Annotated in this window: 11 protein-coding genes; 10 read left to right on the top strand and 1 reads right to left on the bottom strand. The window is 49.3% G+C overall.

Annotated elements, in window-relative coordinates; genetic code table 11:
- Positions 1 to 28 precede the first annotated feature (28 nt).
- The 10 genes from miaA (at position 29) to C0068_RS02665 (ending at position 12,363) form a co-directional block, all read left to right on the top strand.
- Complete coding sequence (gene miaA, locus C0068_RS02710; RefSeq protein ID WP_233208724.1) at positions 29 to 943, top strand: tRNA (adenosine(37)-N6)-dimethylallyltransferase MiaA; 915 nt, start codon at positions 29 to 31, stop codon at positions 941 to 943.
- Between the two features lie 124 nt (positions 944 to 1,067).
- A complete protein-coding gene (hfq, locus tag C0068_RS02705; RefSeq protein ID WP_103682956.1) occupies positions 1,068 to 1,325 on the top strand; it encodes an RNA chaperone Hfq in 258 nt (85 codons plus the stop codon).
- A 33-nt stretch (positions 1,326 to 1,358) separates the two neighbouring features.
- Positions 1,359 to 2,675, top strand: a complete 1,317-nt coding sequence (gene hflX / locus C0068_RS02700; protein WP_103682955.1) for a ribosome rescue GTPase HflX — start codon at positions 1,359 to 1,361, stop codon at positions 2,673 to 2,675.
- A 105-nt stretch (positions 2,676 to 2,780) separates the two neighbouring features.
- Positions 2,781 to 3,920: an FtsH protease activity modulator HflK gene (hflK, locus tag C0068_RS02695; RefSeq protein ID WP_103682954.1), complete on the top strand. Its 1,140-nt coding sequence runs from the start codon at positions 2,781 to 2,783 to the stop codon at positions 3,918 to 3,920.
- 1 nt (position 3,921) lies between these two features.
- Positions 3,922 to 4,797, top strand: a complete 876-nt coding sequence (hflC, locus tag C0068_RS02690; protein WP_103682953.1) for a protease modulator HflC — start codon at positions 3,922 to 3,924, stop codon at positions 4,795 to 4,797.
- A gap of 119 nt (positions 4,798 to 4,916) precedes the next feature.
- Positions 4,917 to 5,102, top strand: coding sequence for a DUF2065 domain-containing protein (locus C0068_RS02685; protein ID WP_103682952.1), 186 nt, complete (start codon positions 4,917 to 4,919; stop codon positions 5,100 to 5,102).
- Between the two features lie 35 nt (positions 5,103 to 5,137).
- Positions 5,138 to 6,307 carry an ATP phosphoribosyltransferase regulatory subunit gene (locus C0068_RS02680; protein WP_103682951.1) on the top strand — a complete coding sequence of 390 codons (1,170 nt, stop codon included), beginning with the start codon at positions 5,138 to 5,140 and terminating at the stop codon, positions 6,305 to 6,307.
- A gap of 53 nt (positions 6,308 to 6,360) precedes the next feature.
- Positions 6,361 to 7,653, top strand: a complete 1,293-nt coding sequence (locus tag C0068_RS02675) for an adenylosuccinate synthase (protein ID WP_103682950.1) — start codon at positions 6,361 to 6,363, stop codon at positions 7,651 to 7,653.
- Between the two features lie 262 nt (positions 7,654 to 7,915).
- The gene (locus tag C0068_RS02670) at positions 7,916 to 9,610 is read left to right on the top strand and encodes a beta-helix domain-containing protein (protein WP_103682949.1); all 1,695 of its coding nucleotides are present in this window, start codon (positions 7,916 to 7,918) and stop codon (positions 9,608 to 9,610) included.
- A gap of 113 nt (positions 9,611 to 9,723) precedes the next feature.
- Entirely contained in the window at positions 9,724 to 12,363 is a 2,640-nt protein-coding gene (locus C0068_RS02665) for a TonB-dependent receptor domain-containing protein (RefSeq protein ID WP_103682948.1), read from the top strand.
- Between the two features lie 77 nt (positions 12,364 to 12,440).
- Here the strand turns inward: C0068_RS02665 and C0068_RS02660 are convergent, their stop codons facing one another.
- Positions 12,441 to 13,568 (bottom strand): tetratricopeptide repeat protein, encoded by a 1,128-nt coding sequence (locus tag C0068_RS02660; protein ID WP_103682947.1) that lies wholly within the window; start codon positions 13,566 to 13,568, stop codon positions 12,441 to 12,443.
- Between the last annotated feature and the right edge of the window lie 170 nt (positions 13,569 to 13,738).

Genomic DNA, 13,738 nt, shown 5'->3' with positions numbered 1-13,738 from the left:
TAAGCCTCTGCCTCCCGCCATTTTTCTGATGGGGCCAACGGCGGCGGGTAAAACCGATTTGGCGCTGGCATTGAGCGAACATTTACCCTGCGACTTGATCAGTGTGGATTCGGCGCTAGTGTATCGCGGTTTAAATATAGGCAGCGCCAAACCCGATGCGGAAACCTTGGCTCGTTATCCTCACCAGTTAATTGATATTTGCGATCCCTCAGAACCCTATTCCGCTGCGCAGTTTCGGCAAGATGCCCTAGCGGCGATGGCAAAAAGTGCCGAAGCGGGCCGAATACCGCTCTTGGTCGGTGGCACCATGTTGTATTTCAAGGCATTAATGGAAGGTTTGGCCGATATGCCAAGTGCCGACCAGCAGGTGCGCGCCGACATTAATCGTCTAGCCGAGGAGCAGGGGTGGCCCGCAGTGCATGCGGCTTTGGCGGCGGTTGATCCTGAATCCGCAGCGCGAATCCACCCCAATCATTCTCAGCGCTTGTCGAGGGCCCTAGAGGTTTATCGTATTAGTGGGCTCACAATGACGGAGTGGCAGGCGCGGCAGTCGGCCCAGACCCTGCCCTATACAGTTCACCAGTTTGCCATTGCGCCGCCAGAGCGCGCCGTATTGCATGCCCGTATAGAGCAGCGTCTGCGGCAGATGTTTGCCAGCGGCTTTATTGAAGAGGTCGCGGCACTGATGGCTCGTGGTGACTTACACCCTGATTTACCTTCTATTCGGGCGGTGGGTTATCGGCAGGTGTGGGAGCATCTTCGGGGCGATTACGATGTCGATACCGCCTTTGAACGCGCCTTGGTGGCGACGCGGCAATTGGCCAAGCGACAGTTGACGTGGTTGCGGGGGTGGCAGGATTTAATTTGGCTGGACTCTGGCGAAAGTACAAATTCTCAGCTAAATAAGGTGTTGATGTATTCTGGCGCTGCCGAACTGCCTTAACTTACGGTATACTGCAAATTACCCAGTCTGATGGCGAACTTATTCGCAGGTTCGCGATCCATATTGCTGCTTTTTATTGATAGGTTTTATCAACGCCCGATTTGGGCATACAGGAGGCTACACCATGTCAAAAGGGCATAGCTTACAAGACCCTTATCTGAATATTCTTCGCAAGGAGCGTATTCCGGTATCTATTTACTTGGTCAACGGCATTAAATTGCAGGGCCAAATCGAATCATTCGACCAGTTCGTGGTGCTTCTAAAAAATACGGTTAGTCAGATGGTGTATAAGCACGCTATCTCTACCGTTGTACCGTCTCGTGTTGTTCGTTTGCCGATGGCGCATCCGCCAGAAGACGACGAAGATCAAGAAGACGCTTAATAAAACGGCAATTCTTTGAATTGAGGTTCGTCCTTGCTATTTGAAAGACCTAATTCCGGTGAGCGTGCAATTCTCGTCCATCTGGATTTTCACAGTGAAGACGAGCGCGAAGATTCCAATGAATTTGTGCAACTGGTGACCTCCGCAGGAGGCGATCCGGTTGCCTTCATTACTGGTACGCGAAAGCGGCCAGATGCCCGTTTATTCGTCGGTACTGGAAAGCTCGAAGAAATTCGTGAAGCGCTGATCGCCAACGAAGGCGAGATTGTGCTGTTTAATCACGCCCTTTCTCCTAGTCAGGAACGCAATATTGAACGCGAACTACAGTGTCGCGTGCTTGACCGTACCGGTTTGATTCTCGATATTTTTGCTCAGCGTGCAAATACCCATGAGGGTAAATTGCAGGTTGAGCTTGCTCAGTTGCAGCATATGTCCACGCGCCTAGTACGGGGCTGGACGCATCTTGAGCGCCAGAAGGGTGGTATTGGTTTGCGCGGGCCTGGCGAAAGTCAGCTCGAAACCGACCGCCGGCTTTTGCGGGCTCGCATAACAAGTATTCAGGCGCGCTTACAAAAAGTGCGTAAGCAGCGTGAGCAGGCGCGGCGCGCGCGGCGACGTGCGGAAATTCCCGCCCTGTCTTTGGTTGGTTATACCAATGCGGGCAAGTCGACGCTGTTTAATGTTCTCACAACCTCCGATGTGTATGCCGCTGATCAATTGTTTGCGACCCTCGATCCCACGGTTCGGCGTATTCCGGTTGGTGATGTTGGCCCCGTTATTTTGGCTGACACGGTTGGATTTATCCGCCACCTCCCCCATAAGTTAGTAGAGGCTTTTCGGGCGACGCTCGAAGAGGCCGCCATTGCCGATTTGCTTATTCACGTGGTGGATTGCGCCGATCCCGAGCGGCAAGACAATATCAAGCAGGTTTTAAAGGTGCTGGCTGAAATTGGTGCCGGCGATATTCCTCTGCTAGAGGTTTACAACAAAACTGATTTGATTGATGTTGAGCCGCGCATTGAGCGGAATGAAGAAGGTCGGCCGATTAGAGTGTGGCTGTCTGCTCGCGATTCGCGGGGCTTGCCGCTTTTTTATCAAGCCTTGAGCGAGATACTGGGCAACGAAATTTGTGAAACCACCATTACCTTGACCGCTGGACAGGGTCGCCTGCGGGCGCTGCTGTATGGCTTAGGAGCGGTGATGGATGAGCAGTTAAATGACGATGGCTCGCAAAATTTGAACTTGCGTTTACTTGAGGCCGATTGGCAGCGATTTTTGTCAAACGAGTCAATAAATGAGGCATCTTTACACTCAACGCGTCCGGTTAGCACGCAGGAAGAATTCTGCTAGACTGCCCGCCGGACATTAAGTCGTTGGATCGCTGCTTCTTATGCGATGGCCAATATGGCCGTGATGATGACATAGCGAAACAATACGATAAAACAGGAGAGGGCTATGGCTTGGAATGAGCCGGGTGGTGGCAAAGATAATGATCCTTGGGGTGGAAAAAACCAAGGGCCGCCGGATTTAGATGAGGCGCTTAAGAAACTGCAGGAAAAGCTAAACAGCATTTTCGGTGGTGGTAAAGGTCCTAGCGGCGGTAATGGCGGCGAGGTGAAACTCGGCGCAAGCACACTGGCGATTATTGGTGTGTTAGCCGTTGTGGTGTGGGGCTTATTTGGTTTCTATCAGGTTGATCAACAGGAGCGCGCAGTAGTATTGCGGCTTGGTGTATACCACGAAACCGTCATGCCGGGTTTGCGTTGGAATCCGCCGCTGGTTGATGAGGTTAATAAAATTAACGTCACTAAAGTACGCGGTGTTGCTAGTCGCGGGCAGATGTTAACCGAAGACGAAAACATTGTTGATGTTGCCTTGTCTGTTCAGTACACCGTTGCTGATCCTGCCAATTTCTTACTCAAGGTAAAAAGCCCCGAGTTGAGCTTAGAGCACGCCTTAGAAAGTGCGCTGCGCCACGTTGTTGGTAGCTCAAAAATGGATCAGGTGATTACTGAAGGTCGTGAGCAAATCGCGGTCGATACCCAGCAGCGTTTGCAGGCCTATTTGGATACCTATCAAAGCGGTATTTTGGTCGCCAAGGTCAATATTGAAGATGCCCAGGCGCCGTCTCAGGTGCAGGACGCTTTTGATGATGTGACCCGCGCTAAGGAAGATCGCGAGCGTTTAAAGAACGAAGCTGAAGCCTATGCAAACGGCATTATTCCAGAAGCTCGCGGTGCTGCTCAGCGTCAATTAGAAGAGGCGCAGGCATATAAAGAGCAGGTTGTGGCCAGGGCAGATGGTGAAGCGCAACGCTTTGCAAACCTGTATACCGAATATCGCAAGGCACCAAAGGTGACCCGTGAGCGTTTGTATATTGATGCTCTGGAAACCCTGTACACCGATGCAACCAAGGTGATGGTAGACGTCGATGGCGGCAATAATATGATGTACCTGCCGCTGGATAAATTGATAGAAAAGTCCGCGACGACGCGCAAGGGTTCTCAAGAAGAAATTGATATTCGCACCTTAACCGACAAAGTGGTTGAGCAGTTGCGTCGCGACACGCAGACCACCCGCAGGGAGGGCCGTTAAGATGGGAAATCGTTCTTTTACCGTCGTAATTTTATTATTGGGCGCACTGGTACTGGCGTTTAACTCTCTATATATCGTGCGCGAAACTGAGCGTGCGGTGTTGCTCAAATTTGGTGAGATCGTCGATCCTGATATTGCGGTAGGTCTGCATGTTAAGACGCCGTTTGTACACATGGTACGTAAATTTGAGCGTCGTATTCTGACCTTGGATGCGCCTACTCAGCGTTTTCTGACCATTGAGAAAAAACCACTCGATGTGGATTTTTACGCCAAGTGGCGTGTCATCGATACCCAGAAATACTATACCGCCACCAACGGCGAAGAAGTGCGGGCTGAAGGTTTATTGGCTCAGCGTATTAATACTGGCTTGCGGAATAAATTTGGTGAGCGGACTTTCCACGAAGTGGTGTCTGGCGAGCGGGATCTGTTAATGACAGATTTAACCCGTGACCTAAACGAGATCACCACGACAGAATTTGGTATTCAGCTAGTCGATGTCCGGGTTAAGCGTATCGATTTGCCTTCGCAGGTTAGTCAATCTGTGTTCGACCGGATGAAGTCTGAGCGTGAGCGGGAAGCCCGTGAGCATCGTTCGACTGGTCGCGAATTGGCAGAGAAAATCCGCGCTACCGCCGATCGCCAGCGCACCGTTATTGGTGCAAATGCCTACCGCGATGCGCAGGTTTTACGTGGTGAGGGTGATGCACTGGCGGCGCGTACTTACGCCGCGGCCTATAGTGCTGATCCAGAGTTCTATGCTTTTGTGCGCAGCTTAGAGGCTTACCGAGCATCCTTTAGCAATAAAGGCGACCTCTTGGTTGTCGACAGCGAAAGCGAGTTTTTCCGTTACCTGAAGCAGGGCGCGGATAAGCGATAATTATCCTTATACTCCTCGCTACGGCGGGGAGTATGGTATCATTTACAGATCCGGGCTGATCCGAGACCGAAACGTCTTTGGGCAGCGCGGATTTTTTATGTTTGTGGCAGGCAAAGCGCATGTGGCAGGAACTGTCAGTGGCTCTCAGTCTGGTACTTATTATAGAGGGTGTGCTGCCGTTTTTGAGTCCAGAACGCTGGCGGTTGTTTGCATACCGAATGGCAGATATGGATAGTCGAACTGTCCGCATTGCCGGTTTAATAAGTATGTTATCGGGCCTCATATTATTGAGTTTGCTGCGATAAAGTCTGAAAGCCGATCAAGAGAGCAAAAATCGCGTATGACTTCGGTAGATCGTTGGCTACTTCCGGACGGTGTTGAAGAACTGTTGCCCGCACAAGCGGCACAGGTTGAAGCATTGCGTCGGCAACTTCTCGACCTTTATAAACGCTGGGGTTATGAGTTGGTGATTCCACCTATGCTGGAATATACCGAGTCATTGCTGGTGGGCTTGGGCAGTGATATTGATTTGCTGACTTTCCGAGTCACGGACCAACTTACCGGCAGAATGATGGGCTTGCGCGCCGACATTACGCCGCAGGCCGCTCGCATAGATGCGCACAGCTTAGGGCGCGAAGGCCCAGTTAGATTGTGCTACGCAGGCAGTGTGCTGCATAGCAAACCGAAAAAGCCATTGGCATCCCGCTCCCCCATTCAATTGGGTGCGGAATTATACGGCGACAATAGCCCAGCCAGTGATTTAGAAATTATTTGCCTGATGTTGGAGACCTTGCGGGTCGCTGGTCTCGATGGCATTACCTTGGACACCGGCCATGTGGGTATTTACCGTGCGGTGATTAAGGCTGCGGCGCTGAATGCCGAACAAGAAGCCAGTTATTTCGATATTTTGCAGCGCAAAGCCAAGACCGAACTGCGTGAATTTGTAGCGGCGCTTGATGCCAGCGACAGGGTTGCCGAGCAGCTTTTGGCGCTAAATGAATTACACGGCGGCAAAGATGTTCTGGCCAAGGGTCGGCAGGTGTTTGCTGCGATTCCAGAAGCGATTGAGGCGATTGCCAGTTTAGAGCAGTTGACCGAAGCGCTGGCCCAGCGGATTCCAGATTTGCAGTTCTACTTTGATCTTGCAGAGCTGCGTGGTTATCACTATCACACCGGTGTTGTGTTTTCAGCATTGGTACGGGAGCACGGTCAAGCGCTCGCCTCGGGTGGTCGCTACGACGATATTGGCGAAGTCTTTGGCCGAGCCCGTCCAGCGACGGGATTCAGTATAGATTTAAAAGCCCTTTTGGGTTTGCTGTCGCCGGTGTCAGAGGCTGCGGCAATATTTGCTCCTTATGATCCAAGTCTTGCGCAATGGCAGTTTGTTCAGTCTTTGCGCGAGTCTGGTGAGAAGGTGATTTGCGGTTTACCGGGGCAGGATGCCGATGCAGCATGCGACCGGATAATTCGTAAAGAGAAAGAACAGTGGTGCGTTGAATCGCTGAATTAATTAGGCTCGGAGCTTGCGAGTCAGTGTATTAACCTTTATCCAGAGAAGCGGATATGAGCAAGAATGTAGTGGTGCTGGGCACCCAGTGGGGCGACGAAGGCAAAGGCAAGATCGTCGATTTACTTACAGATCAGGCGACGGCTGTTGCCCGTTTTCAAGGTGGTCACAATGCGGGACACACCTTGGTTATCGGCGGTGAAAAAACAGTACTGCACTTAATTCCATCAGGCATCTTGCGTGAAGGCGTAACCTGCTTGATTGGCAATGGTGTGGTATTGGCGCCAGATGCCCTATTAAAAGAAATGGCTCAGCTTGAAGCCAAAGGCGTGCCTGTGCGTGAGCGCTTGCGCCTGAGTCCAGCTTGCCCCTTAATTCTTCCCTACCATATTGCTTTAGACCAAGCTCGTGAGCTTGCGCGTGGCGAGGCGAAAATCGGTACAACCGGTCGCGGTATTGGCCCCGCCTATGAAGATAAGGTGGCGCGTCGCGGCCTGCGTTTAGGTGACTTATACAATGCCGAACGCTTTGCGGTAAAACTTAAGGAAGTGATGGAATATCACAACTTTATGCTTACCTCTTACTACAAGGTTGAGGCGGTTGATTATCAAAAGACCCTTGATGATGCACTGCGTATGGCAGAAGAAATGCGTTCGATGGTCACTGATGTTACCAGCGTTCTGCATAAATACCGTGAAGAGGGTGCCAATATTCTCTTTGAAGGTGCGCAGGGTTCATTGCTGGATATCGACCACGGTACTTATCCCTTCGTAACCTCTTCAAATACCACCGCCGGCGGTACTGCTACAGGCAGCGGTTTCGGCCCACTGTATTTAGATTATGTCCTGGGTATTACCAAGGCCTATACAACCCGTGTGGGTAGTGGTCCATTCCCTACTGAATTATTTGATGACACTGGTGCGTATCTCGCTAAAAAAGGCCATGAATTTGGTGCCACTACTGGACGTCCACGCCGCTGCGGTTGGTTTGACGGCGTTGGCTTGCGGCAAGCGGTGAGAATCAATAGCGTGACTGGGCTGTGCCTGACCAAGCTCGACGTACTTGATGGCTTAGATACCGTGCGTATTTGCGTCGATTATAAAAATCCAGTGGGCGAGTCGATTGCCGCGCCATTTGACTGTGAAGATTACGACACCATCACGCCAATTTACGAAGATATGGCTGGCTGGTCGGAGTCTACGGTTGGCGCTAAATCATTAGATGAGCTGCCAGAAAATGCGCGCGCTTATATTCGCCGCATTGAAGAAATTGTTGGCGTGCCTATTGATATTATTTCTACCGGCCCTGATCGCGTAGAAACCATTGTATTGCGCCACCCCTTCGGCTAATTTCATTTAGCTCATATAAAATGCCGCTGCTTTCAGCGGCATTTTTGTTTCTGTTTCCGCCCTACGACTCTCAACGCCGATTATTGTACTGTGAGTCATGTCTAGCTTTTCTGTGAATATGAAGAATAATTGGTTTCAATTTTCTGAAGTTGTCACATAACTGAAACATACTATTCACATATCTGTCACCAAGTCTCCCTACCATACGCTACATAAATTCAATCCTAGAAAATCCTTAGAGTTGGTTTCGGAGATAGTAAATATGAAAAAGCTTTTTGCACTGACAGCAATGTCATCTGCCTTGTTACTGGCGGCATGTGGTGGTGGCGATATTAATCTAAACCCTACAACTGTCGATAACAGCACCGGTGGTTCTAACGGTGGTAACAATGGTGGCGGCACTAATAACCCCTGCGCGTCATACGTTAAAAATGGCTCTACGGTACAAGGTACGTATTCATCTGGTGACTGCTCATACAGCAGCTCATTTGTGAGTGCGAATAATCCTATTACTGCTGATCAAGTAACATTTGCTGCTATTCCTGGTGTGCATGAGTTTGATGGCAGTTTGTTTATAGGCGAAGACGTAGACGGCCAAGCTGCCGCGTCAGGAACGCCAGTTTTACAGGAAGGCCAAGGCACCAAGCTGAATATTGAAGCTGGTGTAACGATGGTATTTAAAAACGAAAATAGCTATGTGCGTATAACTCGCGGCTCACAAATTTTCGCAAATGGTACTGCGACGGCGCCAATCATCTTCACTGCCGATGAAGACATTGATGGCTTTGCAACTGAAGACGATCGTGGTTTGTGGGGCGGTTTGCAAATTAACGGTAATGGCATGACCAACAAGTGTCATGACGGTACTGCAACTGGTTCAGGTACTGGTTCAGTGAGTGATTTCTCTGCAACCTCAAATAATCCGCACAACTGTCACCAAGAAGCGGAAGGTCAGCCAGCTACTTACGGCGGTAACAACAACGCTGAGAGTTCTGGTGTAATGAAATATGTAGTTGTGAAACACGCAGGTTTCGAAGTTGTTGACGGCAATGAGCTGAATGCCTTCACATTTAATGGCGTTGGTAGCGGCACGACCCTAAGTTATCTTCAAGCGTACACATCTAAAGATGACGGTTTTGAATTCTTTGGTGGCGCGGCAAATGCAGATCACTTAGTGGCTGTGAACGTGGGTGACGACTCAATCGATTACTCTGAAGGCTACAACGGCATGATCCAATATGCTGTGGTTGTTCACACCTCAGGTTCTAACCGCTGTATCGAAGGCGATAACACCGGTGAAGGCCGCGGCGATGGTATTACGCCAACAACTAATCTGATCATCTCGAACATGACTTGTATCACCTCGAATATTGATCAAAACGGCGGTATTAACGCAACGTCTAAAGGTGACTCGGAAGGGCCATTGTTCCGCGAAGGTGCCTTCTTCCAAATGTATAACTCAATCGTCACTTCTAACGCTGTAGATATGGCGAGTAACGAGTGTGTTGAGTTGGACGATACAGAAGGTCCACAAACTATCGACGCTGCACAAGCTAAAGTGAGTAAGGCGAGCAGTAACTTGATTGCATGTAGCGAACCATTGAAAGTGAGCGGCGACGCGACAAAGGGCTCGTTTGATCTAGCAAACTGGTTAAACGGCGGTGGTGTCAATGCGGATACTCCTGCGAATGATAACGTCAAGAACGTAGTGCTTACTGGTACAGATATTCCAGCTCAAAGCCTGATCGTCGGTGGTGTTGGTACTCGCGGATATAAGACAGCGGCAACTATTACCAAGGCAGATGGAACGCCAGCGTTTAATCAAGCTGCCGATCTAACCGACGTATCTGCAGTGAACTCATACTTCAAAAAGCCTAGCTACCTGGGCGGCGCCAGCGCAAGCGATGACTGGTTGGCTGGTTGGACTGTAGGTTTAAGCGCTCCACTTAATCCCTAAGTTATACGGCAATACCCTGTAAAACAGGAAAGACGGGCTTCGGCCCGTCAGTAACAGCGCTAGAACGCTCTCCGCTCGTGAGAGCATTTTCCTGAGCACTTAGGATTATGATTATGCTAACTAAACGATTTGCGCGAAAGCAGCTTCCAATAGCGGTAGCGTTGGCAAGCAGCGGGCTAATGAGCTACGCATTTGCCCAGAGCGACGCGTCAGATGACAGTGACCAGTTTCGCCCCATCGCACTAGAAGAAGTGGTTGTGGTCGGTAGGCTACAAAGTGTAGCGGCCTCGTTAACTGACGAACGTCTAGAATTACCTTATTCTGCAGACTTCCTTGGCTTTGAAGCCATCTCTCGCGCTGGTGATAGTACCATTGGCGCTGCGCTGCGCCGTGTTACCGGCGTGACGCTAGTAGACAATAAATTTATTTATATTCGAGGCCTTGGCGAGCGATACAGCAATGTGACTGTTAACGGCGCGGCGGTTCCTTCACCTGATTTGGCGCGCAGTGTTATTCCGCTGGATTTGTTCCCCTCGAGTATTGTTGAATCGCTAAAGGTACAAAAATCTTGGGGCCCAGAGTTGCCAGCTAACTTTGGTGGTGGTGCGATTGATATCCGTACCCGCAGTGTTCCTACGGGGCCGGTTGCCGCAGTAAGTATTGGCACTGGATTAAATACCGAGAGCGATGACGGTCTGACTTATGCTAGCAGCGGTGGATCAATGCCCAAGGCTTTGTCTGGCGCGATTGATCGCTACAAAGGCGATTTGTCACAAAGCAATATTCTTGATGTAGAAAATGACGCAGGAAATGGAATTTCTCGCGACGAGGCTGAGCAAATTCAGCGCAACTTAATTCGCTCGCTGAATCCCAATGTCGGTATTAAAAAATCTAGTCTTGATCCCGATCGCGATATTAAAGTTGATCTTGGAAACGCATGGGATGTGAGCGATGATCTTGTTTTAGGCGCTTCTATAAGCGGTGCTTACGACGAAGAATACCGCAATAAAAACCAAGTTAAGCGCAGTATCGGTAGTCCGAATGACAGTTTTTCGAATGTAGATAGAACTGTTTACGAGGAGCGCACAACCTTGGCGATTGTGTTAGGTGCGGAATACGCAAATGACAATACCCTGCAGCTTAGCCACTACCTCATTCAAAACGATGCGGACGAAGCACGTATAACGACAGGGTTTAGTAACAACAACCCAGCGTCTGAGAATCGTCCAGATGTGGATTACGTAACGCGCTTAGAAGAGCGCGAATTGGAATTAACCCAATTGTCTGGCAAGCACCGCTTGGGTGAATTTTCACCCATCGAAGCGCTTGAAATGCTGAGTTTAGATTGGTTTTACTCAGACGCGCAGGCGACCACAGAAATTCCAAATGCAACAACATTCTCTGGCTCTATCGATAGAACAACATCGCCAGAAACTCCCTTTATTTCACAATCATCTACCGCGGGTCAGTTCGCCTTTTTGTCGCTAGAAGATAATGTGGAAAGCTGGGGTGGACGAGCGGAATTGCCAATTGATATCGATGGCCGTGAGCTCACTGTTTCCGGCGGTTGGTGGAATTCTGAAAAATCTCGTGAGTACTATGGCTACACCGCCAATGTTGGTACCAATGCAACGGTTGGCACGCCGCAAACGGTATTTACGGATGATCGCATCAACGACTTGAATAATGTATTTGATATCTCGATGGGATCTGGTTTTGGTAACGAAAGTTATGTTGCTGCGCAGAAAATTTCTGCGGTATACGGCGGCCTAGATTTTCGTATGACCGAAGAGTGGCGTTTGACGGTAGGGGCACGCTGGGAAGAATATCAGCAAGCGGTATTGCCTGTTAACTTGCTCGACTATACCGGCGTCTTTAATCAGCAATTGATTAATCAGCTTCAGGATCCAGATCAAACATTTGCTTTCCAGAATGACGATATTTATTCGAGTTTTGCGCTTACCTATTCAGGCTTGGGCTTGATTGGGGCAGAAGAATTTCAAGTGCGCTTTAGTGTTAGTGATACCGTTGTTCGCCCAGATTTACGTGAGCTCGCAGATGTCGCTTATATTGATCCAGAGCTAAGTGTGCGGGTGTTTGGTAATCCGGCGCTGAAATCTACCGAGATCCGTAACTACGATTTGCGCGGCGAGTTTTACTATGAAGGCGGTGACAATTTTACCGTGTCGCTGTTCTACAAAGACTTAGATCTGCCAATTGAACAGGTTGAAGGCGCGGGCTCAGATGATGATACCGTATTGCGCTATATCAACGGTGATTCCGGTGAAGTTTACGGCGTGGAGTTTGAGGGTTTAAAAACCTTGCCAGCAGGCTTCTTCTTGTCGGGTAATGTGACGCTAAGTGATTCGGAAATTTCGATCACCAGCAATAACGAAGTAACAAATACCGACCGTCGCCTAACGGGTCACTCTAAATACGTTGTTAACGCATCGCTTGGTTACGATTCGCCAGATGAGCGCCACAGTGCTTCTCTGCTGTATAACGTGTCTAGTGAGCGCATATTCTTTGCAGGTACTTCGGGTAATGATGATGCGTTTGAGCAGCCATTTGGTTCTTTAGATCTGATTTATAATTACTACCCAACCGAAAATTTGTCATTAAAAGTGAAGCTGACGAACTTGCTGGATTCTAGTCGCGAGTTTGAACAGAAGAACAGTTCGGGTACTAATGTAAAAATACTTGAGCAAGAAGTAGGCACAAGTGTTGGTCTAAGTTTGAGCTGGAAATACTGATAAGTGACTTGGATGTTATAAGCAAAGGATTTGCTGAATTAGGCGCCGAAAGGCGCCTTTTTTGTGGCCGCTGCCAATTAATTGGTGCTGAGCTTTAATCTACTGGCCTTGTCGGAAAATTGTTGGGCGCGCACCAATTTCCCTTGGCGGAAATAGATTAAAGAGGCAAATCGATAAAAGCGGTATTCATCTTTTTGAAGGCGAATGGCCTGTTGAACAAATTTTAAGGCCTCGTCGAAATCGCCTTTTTCATACTCTGCTTTAGCGCGGCTAAAATGCCAGAATGGATTTTTCCTGCGGAAACTTTCCGCAATTTTTTCGAGCTTGCGGGCTTCTTCCTTATTATCTTGCTCACGGTAGAGCCGCCCCAGATTGCTAATGGCGACTTGGTCGCTGGGGTTTAGGGTCAGAGCGTGCCGGTAGGCAATTTCGGCTTCAGCAACGCGCTTTTGCCGGCGTAATAACGTGCCGAAGTTACCCCAAATATGCCCTGCTTGTGGGTCTAAAAATAAAGCGCGACGAAAATATAAGTCTGCTTTTTCATTGTTTCCCTGATTAAGGTATTCCGCGCCGCGATTATTGTAATGCTGGGCGGCGGCCTGCTGCTCGGTGACTCGATGTTGCGGGTAGTGGTATTCATAGTTGTCCACGCTTAGGTCAACGACTTCTTTACCATCGTCACCAAAATCCACTACCGCATTAATATGCTTGTAAAACACCATGCTGTTATCGCTGACCATGTCCCAGCTCGGCGGAATAGTGACTTCATTGTAGTAGACGGTAAGTTTTGCCTCCCGTGCTAAGGCGATAAATAACGATGTGAGCGACAAACAGTTTCCGGTTCTTTGTTGAAAGGTTTCGGTGGCATTTAAGGTGATGCCGGGGTCATATTTTAGTCCCAGTTGCGAGGGTCTAACCATGCTGTCGAGCAGATAGCTCAAGCGGGCTCGCGGAGAAAGTGCAGCAGGTACGTTTTCTTCTACGAAATAGCGCATTTCAGCGTTCATCGCCAGAATATTGTCTTCTGGATAAATGCTGACATCTACGCCTTCACTGCCTTGCTTTGGCAATAATAGGGCGGTGACCTGTTCGCTACTGGGTGCTTGAATATCCAATGTCGCAACGTCGCGAATCTCGGTATTGCTACAGGCTATCAAGCTGCTAAAAATAGCGACGGCTAATACGTTTTTAGAGAATACAGGCATCTTCACTTCTGCTTATTATCAATCAATAACGCTACTGCTGAATTGTGACAGGCATGCGCACAGCGGTATGTTTAGTTAATACTATAGACTGAATGTGCTGTGGATAGCCTGTACCAATGGCAAAAAATTGATAATTTTTTGCCATTGGTCAAATGGGGCAGGTGTCGCGC

Origin of the sequence: Zhongshania marina (assembly GCF_002915595.1) — a bacterium.
Taxonomy (GTDB): domain Bacteria; phylum Pseudomonadota; class Gammaproteobacteria; order Pseudomonadales; family Spongiibacteraceae; genus Spongiibacter; species Spongiibacter marinus_B.
The sequence above is the reverse complement of the archived record's forward strand: the minus strand, read 5'-3'. Positions and strand labels throughout refer to the sequence as shown.